Below are 20,447 nucleotides of genomic sequence, written 5' to 3'. Positions count from 1 at the left end.
ATTTGACAGGGACCGCCCCAGCACCCATGTTCGCCCCGACACGGCGGGCCGCGAGTCTAGCGGAACCCGCCTTCAAGTTTTCCCATAAGCCATTGGAATGACATGAATATCGTCATTGTGGAGTCGCCTGCCAAGGCCAAGACGATCAATAAATATCTGGGGTCCTCCTACGAGGTCCTGGCGTCGTTTGGCCATGTTCGCGACCTCCCGGCCAAGAACGGTTCGGTCGATCCGGACGCCAATTTCCAGATGATCTGGGAGGTCGATGCCAAGGCCGCCGGCCGGCTGAACGACATCGCCAAGGCGCTCAAGGGGGCCGACCGCCTGATTCTGGCGACCGACCCTGATCGCGAGGGCGAAGCGATCTCCTGGCACGTGCTGGAGGTGATGAAGGAGAAGCGCGCGCTGAAGGACCAGAAGGTCGAGCGCGTCGTGTTCAACGCCATCACCAAGCAGGCGGTCACCGACGCCATGAAGGCGCCGCGCCAGATCGACGGCGCGCTGGTCGACGCCTATATGGCGCGCCGCGCGCTGGACTATCTGGTCGGCTTCACCCTCTCCCCCGTGCTCTGGCGCAAGCTACCCGGCGCCCGCTCCGCCGGCCGCGTGCAATCGGTCGCGCTGCGGCTGGTCTGCGACCGCGAGCTCGAGATCGAGAAGTTCGTGCCGAGGGAGTACTGGTCGCTGGTCGCGACGCTGCTGACGCCGCGCGGCGAAGCCTTCGAGGCCCGGCTCGTCGGCGCCGACGGCAAGAAGATCGCACGGCTCGACATCGGCTCCGGCGCGGAAGCCGAGGACTTCAAGAAGGCGATCGAGGCCGCGCTGTTCAGGGTCGCGACCGTCGAGGCCAAGCCGGCCCGGCGCAATCCGCAGGCGCCCTTCACCACCTCGACCCTGCAGCAGGAAGCCAGCCGAAAGCTCGGCTTCGCGCCGGCGCACACCATGCGCATCGCGCAGCGGCTATATGAGGGCATCGACATCGGCGGCGAGACCACCGGTCTCATCACCTATATGCGAACCGACGGCGTGCAGATTGATCCGTCCGCGATCACCCAGGCCCGCAAGGTGATCGGCGAGGATTACGGCAACGCCTATGTGCCGGATGCCCCGCGCCAATATCAGGCCAAGGCCAAGAACGCGCAGGAAGCGCACGAAGCGATCCGCCCGACCGATCTGTCGCGCCGTCCGGCCACCATCGGCCGAAGGCTCGATACCGATCAGGCGCGGCTCTACGAATTGATCTGGAAGCGCACCATTGCGAGCCAGATGGAATCGGCCGAGCTCGAGCGCACCACCGTCGACATCGAGGCCAAGGCCGGCGCCCGCGTGCTGGAGCTGCGCGCCTCCGGTCAGGTCATCAAGTTCGACGGCTTCCTCGCGCTCTACCAGGAAAGCCGCGACGACGAAGAAGACGAGGACTCACGCCGCCTGCCCGCGATGAGCCAGGGCGAGGCGGTGAAGCGCCAGAGCCTTGCCGTCACCCAGCACTTCACCGAGCCGCCACCGCGCTTCTCGGAAGCATCATTGGTGAAGCGGATGGAAGAGCTCGGCATCGGCCGCCCCTCGACCTACGCCTCGATCCTGCAGGTGTTGAAGGACCGCGGCTACGTCAAGCTCGAAAAGAAGCGGCTGCACGGCGAGGACAAGGGCCGCGTCGTGGTCGCGTTCCTGGAGAATTTCTTCTCGCGCTACGTGGAGTACGACTTCACGGCCGATCTCGAGGAACAGCTCGATCGCATCTCCAACAACGAGATCGCCTGGCAGCAGGTGCTGCAGGACTTCTGGCGCGGCTTCATCGGTGCGGTCAACGACATCAAGGACCTCCGCGTCGCTGAAGTGCTCGATGCGCTCGACGAGATGCTCGGCCCGCACATCTATCCGCCGCGCGCCGATGGCGGCGACGTCAGGCAGTGCCCGACCTGCGGCACCGGGCGGCTTAACCTCAAGGCCGGCAAGTTCGGCGCCTTCGTCGGCTGCTCGAACTATCCGGAATGCCGTTACACCCGCCCGCTCGCGGCCGACAGCGCCGAGAGTGCCGATCGCGTGCTCGGCACCGATCCCGACACCGGGTTCGACGTCACGGTGAAGGCCGGCCGGTTCGGCCCCTACATCCAGCTCGGCGAGCAGAAGGATTACGCCGAAGGCGAGAAGCCGAAGCGCGCCGGCATTCCCAAAGGCACCTCGCCTGGCGATGTCGATCTTCAACTGGCGCTGAAGCTGTTGTCGCTGCCGCGCGAGATCGGCAAGCATCCGGAAACCGGGCAGCCGATCACCGCCGGCCTCGGCCGGTTCGGGCCGTTCGTGAAGCACGAGAAGACCTATGCCAGCCTCGAGGCCGGCGACGAGGTCTTCGATATCGGCTTGAACCGCGCCGTCACGCTGATCGCGGAGAAGATCGCGAAGGGCCCGAGCGGCCGCCGCTTCGGCGCCGATCCGGGCAAGCCGCTCGGCGATCACCCGACGCTCGGCGCCGTCGCGCTGAAGAACGGCCGTTACGGCACCTATGTCGCGGCCGGCGGCGTCAACGCGACAATCCCGAGCGACCGCACCCCGGACGAGATCACGCTTGCGGAAGCGATCGCGCTGATCGACGAGCGCGCGGCCAAGGGCGGCGGCAAGAAGACCAAGAAGGCGAAGGCGGAAAAGCCCGCCAAGGCCAAGAAAGCCAAGTCCGAAGCGACCGAGACCGAGACCGACGGCGACGCCGAGGCCAAGCCCGCCAAGAAGGCTGCGTCGAAGAAAGCCGCGGCGAAGCCGAAAACGGATGCGACCAGCAAGGCGCGCGCGCCGGTCGCCTCCGGTGCCAAGACGTCGCCTGCAAAGTCATCGGCACCAGCGAAAGCGCCCGCGAAGAAGAGCGCCGGCAAGGCAAGAGGATAAGTGAAACGAAAACCCGACCATGGCTTTCCGGGCCGGGACGCCATCGTCGCCTTCATCCGCGCCAATCCAGGCAAGGTCGGCACCCGCGAGATCGCGCGCGAGTTCGGCCTGAAGAACGCCGACCGCATCGAGTTGAAGCGGATCCTCCGCCAACTCGCCGACGACGGCACGGTCGCCAAGCGCCGCCGCAAGATCCACGAGCCGGCGGCGCTGCCGCCGACCCTGCTCGCCGACATCACCGGCCGCGACAGCGACGGCGAGTTGATCGCGACGCCCGCCGAGTGGGACTCCGAAGACGGCGCCGCCCCGAAAATCCGCATCGAGACGCCGCGGCGGCCGAAGCCCGGCACCGCCGCCGGCGTCGGCGACCGCGCGCTGCTCCACGTCGAGGTGACCGACGAGCACGACGGCACGCCCTATCGCGGCCGCGTCATCAAGGTGATCGATCACGGCCGCACGCGCATCCTCGGCATCTTCCGCAAGAACCCCGATGGCGGCGGGCGCCTGATCCCGGTCGACAAGAAGCAGGCCGGCCGCGAGCTCAACATCGCCAAGGCCGACAGCGGCGACGCCGAGGACGGCGACCTCATCAGCGTCGACTTGATCCGCACCCGCGGCTATGGGCTCGCCTCCGCCCGCGTCAAGGAACGGCTCGGCTCGATCGCGAGCGAGAAGGCGATCAGCCTGATCGCGATCAACACCCACGATATCCCGCAGGTATTCTCCGCCGCCGCCGTGCGCGAATCCGAGGAAGCAAAACCCGCGACCTTGCAGGGCCGCGAGGACTGGCGCGACGTGCCGCTTGTCACCATCGACCCGCCGGATGCCAAGGATCACGACGACGCCGTTCATGCCGAGGTCGATTCCGATCCGAACAACAAGGGCGGCTTCATCGTCCATGTCGCGATCGCCGACGTCGCCTTCTATGTGCGGCCCGGCTCGGCGCTCGACCGCGACGCGCTGCAGCGCGGCAACTCGGTGTATTTCCCCGATCGCGTCGTGCCGATGCTGCCCGAGCGCATCTCCAACAATCTCTGCTCGCTGGTGCCGGGCGAACCGCGTGGTGCACTCGCCGTGCGCATGGTGATCGGCTCTGACGGCCGCAAGCGATCGCACACCTTCCACCGCGTGCTGATGCGCTCGGCAGCAAAGCTCAATTACGCGCAGGCGCAGGCCGCGATCGACGGCAGGCCCGATGACACGACGGGTCCCCTGCTCGATCCGATCCTGAAGCCGCTGTGGTCGGCCTATGAGCTGGTCAAGCTCGCACGCAACGAGCGCGACCCGCTCGATCTCGATCTGCCCGAGCGCAAGATCCTCCTGAAACCGGACGGCACCGTCGATCGGGTGATCGTGCCGCAGCGACTTGATGCGCATCGGCTGATCGAGGAGTTCATGATCCTCGCCAACGTCGCCGCCGCCGAAATGCTGGAGAAGAAGGCGCTGCCGCTGATCTATCGCGTGCATGACGAGCCGAGCCAGGAGAAGGTCCACAACCTCCAGGAATTCCTGAAGACGCTCGACCTGCCCTTCACCAAGCAGGGCGCGCTGCGTCCCACGCAATTCAATCGCGTGCTGGCGCAGGTTGCCGGCGAGGATTACGAACCGCTGGTCAACGAGGTGGTGCTGCGTTCGCAGGCGCAGGCCGAATACTCCGCCGAGAACTACGGCCATTTCGGCTTGAACCTGCGCCGCTACGCGCACTTCACCTCGCCGATCCGCCGCTACGCCGATCTGATCGTGCATCGTGCGCTGATCCGCGCGCTCGGCCTTGGCGAAGGCGCCTTGCCGACCGACGAGAGCGTGGAGACGCTGGCCGAGATCGCCGCGCAGATTTCCGTCACCGAGCGCCGCGCGATGAAGGCGGAGCGCGAGACCACCGACCGGCTGATCGCGCATTTCCTCGCCGATCGCATCGGCGCTTCGTTCCAGGGCCGCATCTCCGGCGTCACGCGAGCCGGCCTGTTCGTGAAGCTCGACGACACCGGCGCCGACGGCCTGATCCCGATCCGCACCATCGGCAGCGAGTATTTCAACTACGACGAAACTCGCCACGGCGCTGATCGGCACGCGGAGCGGCACCATGTATCGGCTCGGCGATGTCGTCGACGTACGGCTGGTCGAGGCCGCGCCGGTGGCGGGCGCACTGCGCTTTGAGCTATTATCCGACGGTCAGACAATTCCGCGCGGCAGAAAACACGACGGCGTCGGAACCGAGCGCCGCAGCGCTGGATTTGGCAAGGGGCCCAATAAGGGATCCGGCAAGAAAGCGCACAAGGAACGGAAGGCACGCAAGAAGAAGGACAGCAAGCCGGCGAAGCCGACATCCGGCAAATCGAAGCGAGGCAAGTCATGGAAGTGACACCGCCCACGGTGGTCTGGACCCGCGACGCAGCTGAGCCAGAGAAGCGCGACGTGTGGACCGCGATGAAGCGCGGGTTCCTTGGCCGCTGCCCACGCTGCGGAAAAGGCAGGCTGTTCCGCAAATTTCTCAAATGCGACGGCCATTGCCCGGTCTGCGATCTCGATTTCACACCGCATCGCGCCGACGATCTGCCCGCCTATCTCGTCATCGTGATTGTCGGCCATATCGTGGTACCGACCGCGCTGTGGATCGAGACCAACTATTCGCCGCCGGTGTGGCTGCAACTTGCGATCTATCTGTCGTTCACGCTGTTCGCATCGCTGGCGCTATTGCAGCCGGTGAAGGGAGCCGTGATTGGATTGCAATGGGCCCTGCGCATGCATGGCTTTGACGAGAATCCCCCTAGCGACATCCCGCCGGTCTAGCTAAACCGGGTACCAAGAAGAAATGAAAGGGATGAAATGACTGAAGCTGCCGCCCCTGCCGCCGCCGTCCACCAGGGCGAAAAGGAAGCCGATCATCACGCATACTTCCGGCCGAAGGATGCGGCGACGCTGATCCTGATCGATCGCTCCGGTGCCAAGCCGAAGGTGTTGGTCGGCAAGCGCCACGACAAGGTCGTGTTCATGCCGGGCAAATTCGTTTTCCCCGGCGGCCGCGTCGACAAGGCCGACAACCGCGTGCCGGTCGCAGCCCCGATCACACCGGAGCTGGAAGCCAATCTATTGAAGGGCAGCCCGAAGATCACGCCCGGCCGCGCGCGCGCGCTCGCCAATGCCGCGATCCGCGAAGCCTGCGAAGAGACCGGGCTCTGCCTCGGCCGCAAGGTCGAGAAGACAACGAAGCTCGACGGGCCCTGGGCGCCGTTCGCCGACGCAGGACTCCTGCCCGATCCGTCCGGCCTGTTCCTGATCGCGCGCGCGATCACGCCGCCCGGCCGCGTCCGCCGCTTCGATACGCGCTTCTTCACCGCCGATGCCTCGACGATCGCGCATCGTGTCGAAGGCGTGGTGCATGCCGATGCCGAGCTGGTCGAGCTCGTGTGGGTCGAGATCGGCTCCGAGCCGCTCGCGGACGCGCACGCCATGACCAAGAACGTGCTCGCAGAGCTCGACCGCCGTCTCGCCACCGGCCCGCTCCGTCACGACGCGCCGGTGCCGTTCTTCCATTTCTACGGCGGCAAGATGCAGAAGGATGTGCTGGGGGCGTAGGAGACGCTCGATTCCCGCCATTGCGAGCGAAGCGAAGCAATCCATCTCACTGCTTGCTGAATTGTGGATTGCTCACATGGGGATTTGGTGTGTCAAGATTTATGGTCAGCTCTTTGTTCGATTTTCGGGCCAGCTCTTCGTCCCGACCATGGGCCGGTTTGGAAGGCGCGCGCAGATCAGGTCAAGACCGGCCCGGCAGGGCCGCCGCGAAGCGGCTTGGTCTTGAGCTGAGCGAGCACGCCTTCAGGCTCGTCGGGTCGGGAAGTGCGGCGTGAACTCCTCCTATGTTCGGCGATCCAAGGGTCGAGCCAGTTCGGGCAATCTGGTTTGCATGCCAGATCAAACTCACATTCGGTCGTCGCTCGGTGGCGACTGCACCAACATTCCGCTTGCGGCGGGCAGGCTCGAGAGGACGGGACCATTCTTCGTTGCGGCGTTTGAAGCCATGCAATCCATCGGTTCGTCCGCCCGGATCGGCCGAGGCTGATCAACCTCGGCAGATTGGTTTTAAGCTTGCAGGAAGCCACGCATCAGGCGGCCTTCATCTCGGCCCCCTCGATCACGACGCCGGCGGTCACGTATTTCCACAGTGCCACGAGCAGCTTGCGGGCCAGCGCCACGATCGCGCGCTTGCGGCCGCACTGCGCCTTGAACCATTGGGTCAGCGCCGATTGCGGCTGGTGGCGCACCCAGAGCCAAGCGAGCTGGATCATCGTGGTTCTCAGGCGCGGATTGCCGGCTTTCGACACGCCTTGCTCGCGCTCGATCCCACCACTGCGCCAGGGCGTCGGCGCAAGTCCGACATAAGATGCGACCTGACGGCGGTTGGCGAACTGCCGCCAGAAGGCTTCCGACCACAGAACGGCAGCGAAGTTCGAGCCCAAACTCTTCAGACCGAGCAGCATCGCAACCGGGGTCGATGCAGCCTTCCCGCCCGACGGCTTGCTCGCGGCCAGCAACGCATCCTGCTCGCGCTCCACCGCCGCAATCTGCTCCAGCAGCAGTTCGAGCCGGTCGAGCTCACGGTCGATCTGCGCCTTCAGATGCGGCAGTAATGCGCGCCCGTCTCCAGTCCGCAAGGCCTCCAGCCGCTTCCGTCGATCCCGCCGCAACGGCGCATAACCCGATATCCCTTGCGCGAACAGAAGACCCTTGATCCGGTTCACATGCTCGACCCGCTCCGCGATCAATGTCCTCCGTTCGCGGCACAGCCGGCGGCGATCCTCCTCTTCGGGAGAGGGAGCAACAACCATGGCGCAGACCCGAGGCTCGCCGCGCTTGTAGGCCAGAAGCGTCCGCAACAGTGTCTCCCCATCCAGCCTGTCCGTCTTGGCTCGCTGGCGCCGGCGCGGCGTCGCAATCGAGGCCGGATCCACCACATGGCTCTCAATGCCTTCCTGCTGCAGGGCCCGGTGAAGCCAGAACCCATCCAGCCCCGCCTCCTGGATGGTGATGATCGGATAACTCTCGCCCGTGCGCGCCTGCGCCTTGCGCTTCAGCTCCGCGAACAGCTTCAGCAGTTCCGCAAGATCGCCGGCCACCACGCTGTGTTTGGACATCTTCTCGCCTTTGCCCGGCGAAAGCGAGGTGACCAGCCAAGTCGAACGGCTCAGTTCCAATGACGCGAAAATTGCGCCAAACTGAGTGCGGATAGCGGCCAGTTTGTCGGAAGGATGATCGAGCAACATCGTCGTCTCCAGGTTGAATGGGTGCAACCTCAGTCTGGCCTCAGACTTGGTCGCTATCCACTCCCCATGGAATCTTCGTCGCTGGCGCTCCTCGCAATGACGACCGTGAGACGAACGCGGACTTATCCTCCAGCCGCGCCTCAAATTGCAAAATTCTTCTGCCGCCGTTGGGATGGCGTGCCGCGAAACGCCTCCCTATCTGTTCCGCTAACGACAACAACGACGGAACGGGGCAATGGCGAAGCGTCAACTCAAGCTCGGCGCATTCATGCGGCCGATCAGCATCCACACCGGCGCCTGGCGCTATCCCGGGGCCTGGCCCGACGCCAATTTCAACTTCGACCATATCAAGCAGCTGATCCGAAAGCTCGAGGCCGGCAAGTTCGACGCCTTCTTCATGGCCGACCATCTGGCCGTGCTGAACATGCCGATCAACGCGCTGAAGCGCAGCCACACCGTGACCTCGTTCGAGCCGTTCACCCTGCTCTCGGCGCTCGCGGCCGTCACCGAGAATATCGGCCTGATCGCGACCGGCTCGACCACCTTCGACGAGCCCTATCACGTCGCCCGCCGCTTCGCTTCGCTGGACCACATCTCCGGCGGCCGCGCCGGCTGGAATATCGTCACCACGTCCAATCCGGACGCCGCCTTGAATTTCGGCCTCGACGATCACATGGAGCACGCCGAGCGCTACAAGCGCGCCCGCGAGTTCTACGATGTCGTCACCGGCCTGTGGGACTCCTTCGCTGACGATGCGTTCGTGCGCGATGTCGAGTCCGGGCTGTTCGTCGATCCTGACAAGATGCATGTGCTCAACCACAAGGGCAAATATCTCTCGGTGCGCGGCCCCCTCAACATCGCCCGCCCTGTGCAGGGCTGGCCGGTGATCGTGCAGGCCGGCGCATCCGACGACGGCAGGCAGCTTGCGGCCGAGACGGCGGAAGCCGTGTTCACCGGCGGCGGCAGCCTTGCGGACGGACAGAAGCTCTACGCCGACATCAAGGGCCGCATGGAAAAGATCGGCCGCGATCCCGAGCACCTGAAGATCCTGCCCGGCGCCTTCGTCGTGGTCGGCGACAGTGTCGACGAAGCCAAGGAGAAGCGCGCGCTGCTCGACAGCCGCGTGCATTACGACAGCGCGATCGCCTCGCTCTCGGTGATCCTCGGCACCGATGCGTCCGCCTTCGATCCCGACGGGCAATTGCCGCCGATCCCGGAAACCAATGCCAGCAAGAGCGGCCGCCAGCGCCTCGTCGATGTCGCGGCGCGCGACAAGCTCACCGTGCGCCAGCTCGCCCAGCGCGTCGGCGGCTATGGCGGGCTTGCCTTCGTCGGCACGCCGCAGACCATCGCCGACCAGATGGAAGAATGGCTGACCGGCCGCGGCAGCGACGGCTTCAACATCATGTTCCCCTATCTGCCGCAGGGCCTGTTCGAGTTCGTCGACAAGGTGGTCCCGGAACTGCAAAAGCGCGGGATTTTCCGCACCGAGTACGAAGGGCGGACCCTGCGCGAGAATTTGGGCCTGCCGCGACCCAAAAATCAGTTCTTCGGGGGGTAATCGGCCCGGAATCGGGGTGGTTTTGGCTCGGAAATCCTTGACTTTGGGCGGTTTCTGGCTAGTTTCCCGGCCAAACGCGGGCCGATTTGGCCGGCTCCCGATATCCCTGCAGTTTCGAGGTTTTGCACATGGCCAAAGCGGTCACCATCAAGGTCAAGCTCGTGTCGACGGCCGATACCGGCTTCTATTACGTCGCCAAGAAGAATTCGCGCACCATGACCGACAAGCTGGTCAAGAAGAAGTACGACCCGGTCGCGCGCAAGCACGTCGAGTTCAAGGAAGCCAAGATCAAGTAAGATCGCTTGCTTCCGACGTTTCGAACGGGGCCCTCGCGGCCCCGTTTTTGCTTTGTAGGCCTGCGTCATCCCGCATGATTCCCGGACAAGTCCCGGGCGCAGGGCTCAGATGATCGCAAGCTTGGACGAGGGAAACGCAGGCGGCTACTCGGTCGCCTACGGCCGCGAGGACATCTACTTTCCGGTCTATGTCACGGCCGCTTTGGCCGCGATCTTCCTGACCGCGAGCTGGATCACGGGCGAGATCTATTGGCTGGCGCCGGCGGCCGCGGCGGGCGGCTTCACCTACTACAACATCCCTCTGCTGGAGGCCGGTCGTCCGACCATCGGCGCCAACCAGTACGGCATTTTCATCCAGGCCTTCGGGCTGATTCGCTGGCGCGCCATCACGCGCATCGATCTCGTCGAGATCGCCGAGCGCGCGATGACCGTTCACGAGTTGCAGATCGCGCTCAACGGGCCGCTCGGTAGCGCACTGGTGGCCGATTGGCGCAAGCGGCCGGCCTATCGGCTGCTCATGCGCTTGCCGTGGCGCATGGACCATCGTGGCGTGGTCCGCGTCAGTCTCGAGCCATTCGACCGGACGCCCGACGAGATCCACCGGACGTTCCTCAGGATGTGGCGCTACTACCGGAGCTAGCCCTTGAACGCCTCGTCACGCAGATGCGCGTCCGCGATACGCGCATCCGGATTGTGTGTGATAGTCATGAACCAAACAAGGCTGAAGAACAGCGACCACGCTGTGTTCCAATAGAACCAGTTCATCGGATCACCTCGAACAGCTTTGATCCGCGCCAGCCGGCTGACATCGCCGGCTGTGCGGAGTGCCGCCAAAGTCTACTGCACGACCTCGCCGTGCAGTGCCAGATCCAACCCTTCGCGCTCGATGTCTCGCGTCACGCGAAGCCCGACGAAGAGATTGATCACGAACAGGATGATCAGGCTCACCACCGCATCATACACGAAAACCGTCGCGACGCCGATGCATTGATTGAGGAACTGCCCGGGATTTCCCTCCAGAACGCCCGCCGTTCCACCATATTGCTCGACCGCGAACACCCCGGTCAGCAGTGCCCCGACGATGCCGCCGAGGGCATGGACGCCGAAGCAGTCCAGCGCATCATCGTAGCTGAACAAGCGCTTCAAGCCGGTGCATCCCCAGTAGCAGCAGACGCCGGCGGCAATGCCGATGGCGAAAGCGCCGACCGGCCCGACGAAACCGGAGGCCGGCGTGATCGCAACGAGGCCCGCAACGGCACCCGAGCAGATGCCGACGACGGTCGGCTTGCCCTTCAACGCCCATTCCACCAGCATCCAGGTGAAGGCCGCCACTGCCGTGGCGATCTGGGTCACCAGCATGGCCATGCCCGCCTGCATTCCCGCCGTGACGGCGGAGCCGGCGTTGAAGCCGAACCAGCCGACCCACAGCAGCGAGGCGCCGATGAAGGTCAGCACCATGTTGTGCGCCGGCCCCGTCTCGACGCGCTTGCCAAGCATGATGGCGCACATCAGCCCGGCCACGCCGGCATTGATGTGCACGACGGTGCCGCCGGCGAAATCGAGAACCTTGACATAGGCGGCATCGTTACCCGCCGAGAAGATCCCGTCAGGACCCCAGACCCAATGCGCGATCGGCGCATAGACGAAGATCGCCCACAGCCCGATGAACCAGAGCATCGCCGAGAACTTCATGCGCTCGGCAAACGCGCCTGCAATCAGCGCCGGCGTGATGATGGCGAACGTCATCTGGAAGCAGATGTAAACCGACTCAGGGATGGTCGCGGCAAGCGGATTGGGATTGCCGATGCCACCCTTGCCGATGTCGCTCAGGATGTCCTTGAGGAACATGCGATCCAGACCGCCGATAAACGGCGTGCCGGCACGAAACGCCAGGCTGTAGGTCAGGACGGCAAACAGGATCGTGACCAGGCAGGTGACGGCGAAGCTGGTCATTACGGTGTCGCCGACATTCTTCTTGCGCACCATGCCGCCATAGAACAGGCCGAGCCCCGGGATCGTCATCATCAGGACGAGCGCGACGGACGTGAGCATCCAGGCGGTGTCGCCGGAATTCGGCGTGCACTTCTCGAGAATCTTGCCGCCGCAGGCCGGCGGCGCCGCATCCTCAGCCAGCGCGAGGTCGCTGAACAGCAGGCAAAGAAGCGCCACTCCCAGCAAGGCAGCCACGATTCTCACGAGCTTCTGGCGCGTGTGTGTCCCAGACTCCATCATCGTCCTCCCTTCACAAGAAATGCTGCTGTTCGGAACGGGCGCGGCGCGTTCTGCGCGAGCGAAGGGCGACCTGCGCGCTCGGTTAGGGTGATGTCTCGAAGCGCCGCGGTACGGGTGGCGGGATGCAGCGAAGTCGCTGCGATATGAGGCCGGACGTAAGGCACAAAGGCCACCTGCTCGGCGGCGCGGCGGAGGCCGTGGGTGCGCGGATGGCTGGAGAATGACGGCGACTAGCCTCATCGCGGCCAGCCCTTCCCATAGGTCCCCAGGCCGGAACCGCAGCGACGGCTTCCGGCACGATTTCTAGCCAAATTCAATCAAGATTCGTGCCACCGACGCGTGCGGCGTAACACATTGAAGACACTGTGACTTTAATCCGCGTACCGAACGGCTTCGCGCTCCGCTGCACGTTCTCGTAGCAAGCGATCGATGAAAAAATAGGCGGCAACCGGCGACTGCCTTCGCACGGGGCAGTCGCCGTCTGGCCGGGATCGGAAGCTAGGCGGCCTTGAGCAATGGCGGTTGCGCCGGCCGGATCAGCGCGAAGGCGACCTGGATGATGCCGCCGGCAAGACCGAGCGCGACGCCGATCCGCCAGGCCATGGTGTAGGAGCCGAGCGAGTCGTAGATCACCCCTCCTCCGTAGGCGCCGAGGAAGCTGCCGACCTGGTGGCTCATGAAGGCAAGGCCCTGGATCATCGCCTGCCAGCGCAGACCGAACATCTCGGCCACCGCGCCCGCGACCAGCGGACCGACGCCCATCCAGAGGAAGCCCATGATAGCGCCGAACAGCAACGTCGAGCCCGGCGTTGCCGGCAGCATGAAGTACCAGGCGAGCGCCAGCGAGCGCAGGATGTAGATGCCGCCGAGCAGCGCGAGCTTGTTCCAGCGCTGACCGGCCCAGCCGAAGAACAGCGAGCCCAGCACGTTGAAGCCGCCGATCATGCCGAGCGTCTGCGCGCTCAGCATCGGATCGAGGCCGCAGATCGCCAGATACGACGGCAGATGCGTGGTGAGGAAGACGAGCTGCATGCCGCAGACCATGTAGGCGCAGGTCATCACCACGAAGGATGCGTTGCCGAACGCGGTCTTGGCCGCGGTCGCCGCTGTGGCGTTGCCGATGTCATCGGCTGCGGGCTTCGGCAGCGGAATCTTGTCGACGCGACCGGCGTACAACGCGGCCGGAATCATCCCGATCGACAGGATGACGAATCCGGCAAGCCCGACGCGCCAGCCGAACCCCTCATTGAGCATCTGGCCGATCGGCGCCGACAGCAGTGCACCGAGCGAGCCCGCGGCGGAGACCATGCCGAGCACGGTCGAGCGCACCGTCTCCGACACCGCGCGCGCCGCGACCGACATGGCGATCGCATTCGCGGTGCAGGCGAGCGAAAGGCCGATCAGCACACCGGCGCCGATCATGATGGCGACGAGGCCATGCGCCGTCGTCATCAGCACGAGGCCCGCGATGTAGGCCAGCGCACCGACCACCATGATCGGGCGGAAGCCGTAACGCACCGTCATCGCGCCCGCGAACGGCTGCAGGAAGCCCCAGGCGAGATTCTGCACCGCCAGCGCCAGCGTGAAATGCGACACCGAGATGCCGATGTCGTGCGTCAGCGGCTGCATGAAGATGCCGAGGCTCTGCCGCAGCCCCATGCTCAGCGTGAGCATGATCGAGGCGCCGATCAGAATGGGAAGCGTGGGACGCAGGACCTGCAACAGGGGCATTGTTCTTATTCTCCCATGACGGCGCGGCACGAGTGCCACGGCCTGCGATTCACGCATGTTTTGGTTACACAGACCTGTGTACTTAGGCTATACAGGGGGCCACCTGTCAAGCGAAGAGGATCACGGCCGGCGCATGGCTTCCCCGCCTCCCAAACAGACCATGAAAGAGCGGATCCTCGAGACCGCCGACAAGCTGTTCTACCTGCAGGGCATTCGCGCCATCGGGGTCGACACCATCGCGGCCGAGATCGGCATCAGCAAACGCACGCTCTACAATCACTTCCCGTCGAAGGACGCGCTGATCGAGGCATATCTGCAGCGCCGCTTCGTGCAGCCCCGCCCCTCCGACAAGCCGCCGGCCGAGCAGATTCTCGCAACCTTCGATTCGCTGGAGCGGCGGTTCTCGGCGAAGGATTTTCGCGGTTGTCCTTTCGTGAACGCGGTCGCGGAGCTCGGGCCGGACGACGAGGACCGCACCGTGCGCAATATCGCCGTCGCCTTCAAGGAAAGCCGCCGGGTCTGGTTTCGCGATCTGCTGCGGCAGCTCGGCGTCGCAGATGCCGAGGCACTTGCGACCCAACTGACGCTGCTGGTCGACGGTTCGATCGCGCAGGACCTGGTGCGCGACGATCCGGCCATGGCGCGTGCGGCCAAGGAAGCCGCCCGCGTGCTGCTGGCGAATGCGGGCGTCAAGGTCGGCGGCGCCGCGGCTGCGGATAACAAGCGCACTGGATAAATCCGGTTGCGTCCACAAATCCGGTTTGGTTGGTAGCGTGACGGAACGCGACGGCATACCCGATTGGATATTCCGTCCGGCGAGATTGACGACCGCGCGACAACCTGCGGCACAACTGGGGAACGACCATGGAAGATCTGAAGGTGACGGCCACCGGCTACGATTTCGCGCCGGCGCGCGCCGCCATGCAGCGCTATATCGACAACAATCTGCTGTCCGGAATCTCCTGGTCGGTTCTGGTCGGGCGCGACATCGCCGACACGGGCTGCGTCGGATGGGCCGACAAGGAAGCGCAGACCCCGCTGCGCACCGACCATATCTTCCGGGTGTTCTCCAACACCAAGCTGATCACCTCCTGCGCGGCGCTGCTGTTGTTCGAGGACGGCCGTTTCCGGCTCGACGATCCGATCGAGACCTTCATCCCGCAGCTCGGCAACCGCAAGGTGCTGCGGCCGGGCGCGACCTCGATCGATGACACCGAGCCGGCGCAGAGCTCGATCACCATCCGCCAATTGCTGAGCCACAGCGCCGGCTTGAGCTACGGTTTCTTCGATCCCGGCACCGTCATTTTCAATGCGCTCAACGAGCGCGGCGTGCACAATCCCAACACGACTTTGGCTGAGATGGTCGACGTGCTCGCCGGTCTGCCGCTGATCTATCAGCCGGGCACGTCGTGGGAATACTCGCTCGCGATCGACGTGATCGCACGTCTGGTGGAAGTCGTCAGCGGCCAGACCTTCGACAGGTTCATCAAGGCGCGCATCCTCGATCCGCTCGGCATGGTCGATACCGGCTTCGTCGTTCCGCAACAGGATCACGGGCGCCTTGTCGCGTACTACGCAGGTGCCGATCTGATGGAGCCGATGAAGCCGGGCCTTACCCGCACCGACAATGCGCCCTTCCCCGGCGCCTATCTGCGGCCGGTCGCAAGGCTCAACGGCGGCGGCGGGCTGGTGTCCACGCTGCCGGACATGGTCGCGCTGATCCGCAGCCTGCTGCCGGGCGGACCGACGCTGCTGAAGCCGGACACGATCGCCATGATGATGTCCAACCAGTTGCCCGAAGGACAGTGGATCCGCTTTGCGATGATGGGCGAGCAACCCGGCAAGGCGCACGGGCTTGCCGGCGGCCTGATCCTCACCCCCTCGCCGATCGATCATCCCGGCGCTGCCGGCGAGTGCTACTGGGGCGGCGTCGCGGGCACGCAGTGGTGGATCTCGCCGAAGACGGGCATCGCCGGCGTCATGATGGCGCAGCGCCAGATGGCGTTCGTCCATCCGTTCTCGTTCGAGTTCAAGCGGCTGGCCTATGACGCGGTGAAGCGCGGGCGATAGGTTCATTTCCTCTGTCGTCACCCGCGCAGGCGGGTGACCCAGTATTCCAGAGGCGGTGTCGTCTCAGACGAGAGGCCGCAGCGTACTGGATACCCCGCTTTCGCGGGGTATGACGACGGATGACACGGAAGGTATAACGCGCGTTACGCCGCCGCTGAAACCACGCGGTTGCGGCCATCGTGCTTGGCGCGATAGAGCGCGGTGTCGGCGCGCTTGAGCACGTCGGTGACCTGCTCGCCCTTGCGCTCCAGCGTGGTCAGCCCGATCGAGATCGTGACCGTGATCCGCTTGCCGCCCTTCTCGACGGCAAACGGCTCGCCCGCGATCGAGCGGCGCAGCCGCTCGGCGACCATGCCGGCGACATGCAGATCCGTCTCCGGCATCACGATCACGAACTCCTCGCCGCCATAGCGGCAGGCGAGATCGATGCCGCGGATCGACTTGCGGATGCGAACGGCGAATTCGCGCAGCACGTCGTCGCCGGCATCGTGGCCGTAGGTGTCGTTGATCGCCTTGAAGTAGTCGATGTCGAGGATCATCAGCGCCAGCGGCTTGCCGCGGATCGATGCCTGCTCCGCCAAGGTCGCGAGATGGCTCTCCATGTAGCGCCGGTTGTTGAGGCCGGTCAGCGCATCGGTGATCGCCATCTCGATCGAGTTCTGCACGTTGTCGCGCAGATGATCGGTGTAGCGGCGGCGGCGGATCTGGGTGCGCGCCCGCGCCAGCAGTTCGTTCTTGTCGACCGGCCGCAGCAGGTAGTCGTTGACGCCGATCTCGAGCCCGCGCATCAGCCGCGCGTTGTTGTCGGCGTCCGAGACGGCGAGGATCGGCACCTGGCGCGTGCGCTCCAGCGAGCGGGCCTGGCTGCACAGCCGCAGGCCGTCGAAATTGTCGAGGCTGAGCGACACGATCAGGAGGTCGTAATTGCCCTCGGCGGCGTGAAACAAGGCTTCCGCCGGATTGGTCTCGACGTCGACGGTGTGCTCGGCGGAAAGGATCGGCGCCAGCTTCTCGTAGGACGACGGCCTATCGTCGACCAGCAGGATACGGCCGCCGGTACCCCGGTCGGCGATCGCGCTGCGCTCGGGCGCCTGCATGCCGATCTCGAGCGAGGTGATTGCGCGCATGCGCAGCTCATCGGTCATCATCTTCAGCCGCGTCAGCGAGCGCACACGTGCGATCAACACGACGTCGGACACCGGCTTGGTCAGGAAGTCATCGGCGCCGGCTTCAAGGCCGCGCACACGATCGGCAGGACTGTCGAGCGCAGTGACGATGACGACGGGAATGAAATGGGTCGCCGGATTCGACTTCAGCCGGCGGCAGACCTCGAATCCATCCATGTCCGGCATCATGACGTCGAGCAGGATGATGTCGCATTCCGCGCGCGTGCAGATGTCCAGCGCCTCGGTTCCGTTGGACGCGGTCAGCACATCGAAATATTCGGCTGACAAACGGGCTTCCAACAGCCTGACGTTCGCCGGAACGTCATCGACGACGAGGATACGCGCGGACATGGCACCACAACTCCCCTATCCGATAAAGCGTCGGACAGTCTCAATAAATTTGCCGACCGAGATCGGCTTGGACAAATAGGCTTCGCAGCCGCCCTCGCGGATGCGTTCTTCGTCGCCCTTCATGGCGAAGGCGGTGACCGCGACCACCGGAATCGTGCGCAGTTCGGGATCGTCCTTGATCCAGCGCGTAACCTCGAGACCGGAAACCTGGGGCAGTTGAATATCCATCAGGATGAGGTCGGGGCGCAGCTTGCGGACGAGATCGAGCGCTTCGAAGCCATTGCTGGTGCCCGAAGTCTGATAGCCATGCGCTTCCAACAGATCGCGAAAGAGCTTCATGTTGAGCTCGTTGTCCTCCACGATCAGGACGGTTTTGGCCATCCCGTCCCTCCCAGACTTAGGAAACAGGCCCGGCTGCGGCACCTCACGCACCGCGCGCGGAGCGCGTCGAAAATGTGAATTCAAACTAGCGCCAGAATCGCTCTAACCCGTTAACCCGATATCCAACTTCCGCAGCGTGGTTTCCGTTGCTTGAACACATGCGGAAGACTCGGGCATGATGGGCCTCTCATTAGAGACCATAAGTTAACGGAAAGGCAAACCGGCGCGTTGAAAAAGCCTGTTCACAACCCCCGGGAAGTCGCTGAAATCGTTGCGATTCAGGCGCTCGGCTTCATTGCCGGCGATCCCGAGCGGCTGGGCTTGTTCCTGGCCGAAACCGGAATCGGTCCGGAGACGCTGCGGAACGCTGCGTCCAATCCTCAATTTCTTGCGAGCGTGCTCGATTTCGTGATGCGCGACGATGCCACCGTGAAGGCGTTCGCCGCCGCCTCCGAACTGCACCCGACCAACATCGCTGCCGCCCACCAGGTGCTGGGCGACCCGAAATGGGAGCGCGACGTGCCGTGACGACGGCGGCGCCAGCTACCGACGGCCCCCTCAGTTTCTGCCGAGACTGCCTCGGCGACCTCGATATCAAGGTGAAGCGATGCAGCCATTGCGGGTCGCCGCGGCTGGTCCGCCACCGCACACTGCCTGCGTTGGCGCTGGCGCATATCGACTGCGACGCGTTCTATGCCACCGTCGAGAAGCGCGACAATCCCGAGATCGCCGACCGTCCTGTCATCATCGGTGGCGGCAAGCGCGGCGTGGTGTCGGCTGCCTGCTACATTGCGCGCACCTACGGCGTCCGCTCGGCGATGCCGATGTTCAAGGCGCTGGAACTCTGCCCCGATGCCACCGTGATCCCGCCCGACATGGCGAAATATGTCCGGGTCGGGCGCGAGGTGCGCGAGGCCATGCAGGCGCTGACGCCGCTGGTCGAGCCGCTGTCGATCGACGAAGCCTTCCTCGATCTCTCCGGCACGCAGCGCGTCCACGGCAATGATCCCAGCCAAGGTGCTCGCCAAATTCGCCCGCGACGTCGAGCGCGATATCGGTATCACCGTGTCGGTCGGGCTGTCCTGCAACAAGTTCCTCGCCAAGATCGCCTCCGATCTCGACAAGCCGAGGGGCTTCGCCACGCTCGACCAGGACGAAGCGCGCGAGATGCTGGCGAGCAAACCGGTCGGCTTCATCTACGGCGTTGGCCCTGCGACCCAGGAGAAACTCGTGCAGCGCGGCTTCCGCGTCATCGCCGACCTGCAGCGCGCCGACGAGAATGAGTTGATGAAGCAGTTCGCGAGCGAAGGCCGCAGGCTGTGGCGGCTGGCGCGCGGCATCGACGACCGCAGCGTGGTCCCCGATCGCGGCGCCAAGACGATCTCGAGCGAGACCACCTTCGAGACCGACATCCGCGATTTTGCAATCCTGGAAAAACTGCTCTGGAAGCTGTCAGAGAAGACCTCGGCGCGGCTGAAGAGCAGCGACCTCTCGGGCTGCACCATCACGCTGAAGCTGAAGACCGCTGATTTCCGCCAGCGCACCCGTTCACAATCGATCCAGACGCCGACCCAATTGGCGGCAAAGATTTTTGCGGTGACGCGCGAGATGCTGGCCAAGGAAATCGACGGCACCGCCTTCCGCCTGATGGGCGCCGGCGTCAGCGCGCTGCGCCCGGGCTCGCAGGCCAACGATTCCGACATGCTCGACCGTCGCTCGGCGCATGCCGAACGCGCGATCGACAATCTGCGCAAGAAGTTCGGCAACGCCGCCGTGATCCGGGGCATTGCCTATGAGGGGCCGGGAAAGCCGGCGGAGGATTAGCTCTCAGTTGACGTCATCCCCGCGCAAAGGCTTCGCCTTTGTCGCTGGAGATGCGAGCGGAGGGAGCCTCGAAGGATGTGCGGAAAGACTCGGGCCGTCGCCCTTCGAGACGCGCGCAAGTGCGCGCTCCTCAGGGTGACGGTTCCTTCAGCAGCGCCATGAGAGTCCTCAATCCGCGACGGCCACCGCCTCGATCTCGATCAGCCATTCCGGCGCCGCGAGCGCGGTGACGCCGACGAGGGTAGAGGCCGGCGGCTCCATGCCCTCGAAAAACGCCGAGCGCGCCTTGCCGATGATCGGGCGAAGCTCCGGTCTGTAGCCGACGACGAAGGTCGTGATCTTGACGATGTTGGAATAGCTCGCCCCGGCGGCTTTCAACGCCATGCCGAGATTCTGCATCACCTGCGTGGTCTGCGCGGCGAGATCGCCGGCGCCGACCACCCGGCCCTCCTCGTCGGTGGAAACCTGTCCAGAAATGTAGATCGTGCGCGCACCCGAGGCGACCACGACGTGGGAGTAAGCCGGATTGTGATGCAGGCCGCTGGGGCGCAGATGGTCGAGCTTGCTCATGATGTGCCTCCCTGACACGCGTGTTTTGGGAAGCGTACTCGTGTCGGACGGATCCGGCCAGTGTGGTCTCGCAGAGGGCTCAGGCTTGCTCCGTCCTGGCCGCGTATGCCGAGAGGGGCAG

Annotated in this window: 16 protein-coding genes and 2 pseudogenes; 11 read left to right on the top strand and 7 right to left on the bottom strand. The window is 64.7% G+C overall.

Features of this window, described 5'->3' with window-relative positions:
- Nucleotides 1-102 precede the first annotated feature (102 nt).
- From topA to ACVWW1_RS07855, 4 genes and pseudogenes are all read left to right on the top strand, one after another.
- Nucleotides 103-2,880, top strand: coding sequence for a type I DNA topoisomerase (gene topA, locus ACVWW1_RS07870; protein ID WP_456655415.1), 2,778 nt, complete (start codon nt 103-105; stop codon nt 2,878-2,880).
- Nucleotides 2,881-5,242, top strand: a pseudogene (gene rnr, locus ACVWW1_RS07865) (ribonuclease R). It abuts the gene before it with no gap.
- Nucleotides 5,233-5,670, top strand: a complete 438-nt coding sequence (locus ACVWW1_RS07860; protein ID WP_176530854.1) for a DUF983 domain-containing protein — start codon at nt 5,233-5,235, stop codon at nt 5,668-5,670. Before rnr ends, ACVWW1_RS07860 begins: the two are co-directional and overlap by 10 nt.
- A 36-nt stretch (nt 5,671-5,706) precedes the next feature.
- A complete protein-coding gene (locus ACVWW1_RS07855; protein ID WP_456655414.1) occupies nt 5,707-6,456 on the top strand; it encodes an NUDIX hydrolase in 750 nt (249 codons plus the stop codon).
- 530 nt (nt 6,457-6,986) lie between these two features.
- Here the strand turns inward: ACVWW1_RS07855 and ACVWW1_RS07850 are convergent.
- Nucleotides 6,987-8,144, bottom strand: coding sequence for an IS110 family RNA-guided transposase (locus ACVWW1_RS07850; protein WP_456655413.1), 1,158 nt, complete (start codon nt 8,142-8,144; stop codon nt 6,987-6,989).
- Between the two features lie 235 nt (nt 8,145-8,379).
- Between ACVWW1_RS07850 and ACVWW1_RS07845 the strand changes: the two genes are divergently transcribed.
- From ACVWW1_RS07845 to ACVWW1_RS07835, 3 genes are all read left to right on the top strand, one after another.
- Entirely contained in the window at nt 8,380-9,705 is a 1,326-nt protein-coding gene (locus tag ACVWW1_RS07845; protein WP_456655412.1) for an LLM class flavin-dependent oxidoreductase, read from the top strand.
- Between the two features lie 128 nt (nt 9,706-9,833).
- Nucleotides 9,834-10,001 (top strand): 50S ribosomal protein L33, encoded by a 168-nt coding sequence (gene rpmG / locus ACVWW1_RS07840; RefSeq protein ID WP_018271988.1) that lies wholly within the window; start codon nt 9,834-9,836, stop codon nt 9,999-10,001.
- Nucleotides 10,002-10,110: 109 nt separating this feature from the next.
- Nucleotides 10,111-10,641: a hypothetical protein gene (locus tag ACVWW1_RS07835; RefSeq protein WP_176530851.1), complete on the top strand. Its 531-nt coding sequence runs from the start codon at nt 10,111-10,113 to the stop codon at nt 10,639-10,641.
- On the opposite strand, the gene ACVWW1_RS07830 is transcribed toward ACVWW1_RS07835, so the two are convergent.
- The 3 genes from ACVWW1_RS07830 to ACVWW1_RS07820 form a co-directional block, all read right to left on the bottom strand.
- On the bottom strand, nt 10,638-10,766 hold the full coding sequence (locus ACVWW1_RS07830) for an inositol phosphorylceramide synthase regulatory subunit KEI1 (RefSeq protein ID WP_244549481.1): 129 nt from the start codon (nt 10,764-10,766) through the stop codon (nt 10,638-10,640). The genes ACVWW1_RS07835 and ACVWW1_RS07830 overlap by 4 nt on opposite strands.
- A 72-nt stretch (nt 10,767-10,838) precedes the next feature.
- A complete protein-coding gene (locus ACVWW1_RS07825) occupies nt 10,839-12,233 on the bottom strand; it encodes an ammonium transporter (protein WP_456655411.1) in 1,395 nt (464 codons plus the stop codon).
- Nucleotides 12,234-12,731: 498 nt separating this feature from the next.
- Nucleotides 12,732-13,964, bottom strand: a complete 1,233-nt coding sequence (locus tag ACVWW1_RS07820) for an MFS transporter (protein WP_097673379.1) — start codon at nt 13,962-13,964, stop codon at nt 12,732-12,734.
- A 133-nt stretch (nt 13,965-14,097) separates the two neighbouring features.
- Between ACVWW1_RS07820 and ACVWW1_RS07815 the strand changes: the two genes are divergently transcribed.
- Nucleotides 14,098-14,700 carry a TetR/AcrR family transcriptional regulator gene (locus ACVWW1_RS07815; protein WP_456655410.1) on the top strand — a complete coding sequence of 201 codons (603 nt, stop codon included), beginning with the start codon at nt 14,098-14,100 and terminating at the stop codon, nt 14,698-14,700.
- Between the two features lie 128 nt (nt 14,701-14,828).
- Nucleotides 14,829-16,034 (top strand): serine hydrolase domain-containing protein, encoded by a 1,206-nt coding sequence (locus ACVWW1_RS07810; protein ID WP_456655409.1) that lies wholly within the window; start codon nt 14,829-14,831, stop codon nt 16,032-16,034.
- A 143-nt stretch (nt 16,035-16,177) separates the two neighbouring features.
- Here ACVWW1_RS07810 and ACVWW1_RS07805 read toward each other — a convergent pair whose 3' ends face one another.
- Together ACVWW1_RS07805 and ACVWW1_RS07800 are read right to left on the bottom strand one after the other, a co-directional pair.
- Nucleotides 16,178-17,551, bottom strand: coding sequence for a PleD family two-component system response regulator (locus tag ACVWW1_RS07805; protein ID WP_456655408.1), 1,374 nt, complete (start codon nt 17,549-17,551; stop codon nt 16,178-16,180).
- Between the two features lie 15 nt (nt 17,552-17,566).
- Complete coding sequence (locus ACVWW1_RS07800) at nt 17,567-17,932, bottom strand: response regulator (RefSeq protein WP_057845669.1); 366 nt, start codon at nt 17,930-17,932, stop codon at nt 17,567-17,569.
- 228 nt (nt 17,933-18,160) lie between these two features.
- On the opposite strand from ACVWW1_RS07800, the gene ACVWW1_RS07795 reads away from it, so the two are divergent.
- On the top strand, nt 18,161-18,460 hold the full coding sequence (locus ACVWW1_RS07795) for a DUF3572 domain-containing protein (protein ID WP_050425563.1): 300 nt from the start codon (nt 18,161-18,163) through the stop codon (nt 18,458-18,460).
- Nucleotides 18,439-19,756: pseudogene (locus ACVWW1_RS07790) on the top strand (DNA polymerase IV). Before ACVWW1_RS07795 ends, ACVWW1_RS07790 begins: the two are co-directional and overlap by 22 nt.
- 168 nt (nt 19,757-19,924) lie before the next feature.
- On the opposite strand, the gene ACVWW1_RS07785 reads toward ACVWW1_RS07790, so the two are convergent.
- Nucleotides 19,925-20,326, bottom strand: coding sequence for a RidA family protein (locus tag ACVWW1_RS07785; protein ID WP_092114816.1), 402 nt, complete (start codon nt 20,324-20,326; stop codon nt 19,925-19,927).
- Nucleotides 20,327-20,447: the final 121 nt, after the last annotated feature.

This window comes from Bradyrhizobium sp. JR3.5 (genome assembly GCF_054057015.1).
The sequence above is the reverse complement of the archived record's forward strand: the minus strand, read 5'-3'. Positions and strand labels throughout refer to the sequence as shown.

What these genes read in the sequence shown, in the direction of transcription:
- ACVWW1_RS07835 (WP_176530851.1), top strand. Translation starts at nt 10,111, where the DNA reads ATGATCGCAAGCTTGGACGAGGGAAACGCAGGCGGCTACTCGGTCGCC.
- topA (WP_456655415.1), top strand. Translation starts at nt 103, where the DNA reads ATGAATATCGTCATTGTGGAGTCGCCTGCCAAGGCCAAGACGATCAAT.
- ACVWW1_RS07805 (WP_456655408.1), bottom strand. Translation starts at nt 17,551, where the DNA reads ATGTCCGCGCGTATCCTCGTCGTCGATGACGTTCCGGCGAACGTCAGG.
- rpmG (WP_018271988.1), top strand. Translation starts at nt 9,834, where the DNA reads ATGGCCAAAGCGGTCACCATCAAGGTCAAGCTCGTGTCGACGGCCGAT.
- ACVWW1_RS07845 (WP_456655412.1), top strand. Translation starts at nt 8,380, where the DNA reads ATGGCGAAGCGTCAACTCAAGCTCGGCGCATTCATGCGGCCGATCAGC.
- ACVWW1_RS07820 (WP_097673379.1), bottom strand. Translation starts at nt 13,964, where the DNA reads ATGCCCCTGTTGCAGGTCCTGCGTCCCACGCTTCCCATTCTGATCGGC.
- ACVWW1_RS07830 (WP_244549481.1), bottom strand. Translation starts at nt 10,766, where the DNA reads ATGAACTGGTTCTATTGGAACACAGCGTGGTCGCTGTTCTTCAGCCTT.
- ACVWW1_RS07785 (WP_092114816.1), bottom strand. Translation starts at nt 20,326, where the DNA reads ATGAGCAAGCTCGACCATCTGCGCCCCAGCGGCCTGCATCACAATCCG.
- ACVWW1_RS07855 (WP_456655414.1), top strand. Translation starts at nt 5,707, where the DNA reads ATGACTGAAGCTGCCGCCCCTGCCGCCGCCGTCCACCAGGGCGAAAAG.
- ACVWW1_RS07825 (WP_456655411.1), bottom strand. Translation starts at nt 12,233, where the DNA reads ATGATGGAGTCTGGGACACACACGCGCCAGAAGCTCGTGAGAATCGTG.
- ACVWW1_RS07815 (WP_456655410.1), top strand. Translation starts at nt 14,098, where the DNA reads ATGGCTTCCCCGCCTCCCAAACAGACCATGAAAGAGCGGATCCTCGAG.
- ACVWW1_RS07850 (WP_456655413.1), bottom strand. Translation starts at nt 8,144, where the DNA reads ATGTTGCTCGATCATCCTTCCGACAAACTGGCCGCTATCCGCACTCAG.
- ACVWW1_RS07800 (WP_057845669.1), bottom strand. Translation starts at nt 17,932, where the DNA reads ATGGCCAAAACCGTCCTGATCGTGGAGGACAACGAGCTCAACATGAAG.
- ACVWW1_RS07860 (WP_176530854.1), top strand. Translation starts at nt 5,233, where the DNA reads ATGGAAGTGACACCGCCCACGGTGGTCTGGACCCGCGACGCAGCTGAG.
- ACVWW1_RS07810 (WP_456655409.1), top strand. Translation starts at nt 14,829, where the DNA reads ATGGAAGATCTGAAGGTGACGGCCACCGGCTACGATTTCGCGCCGGCG.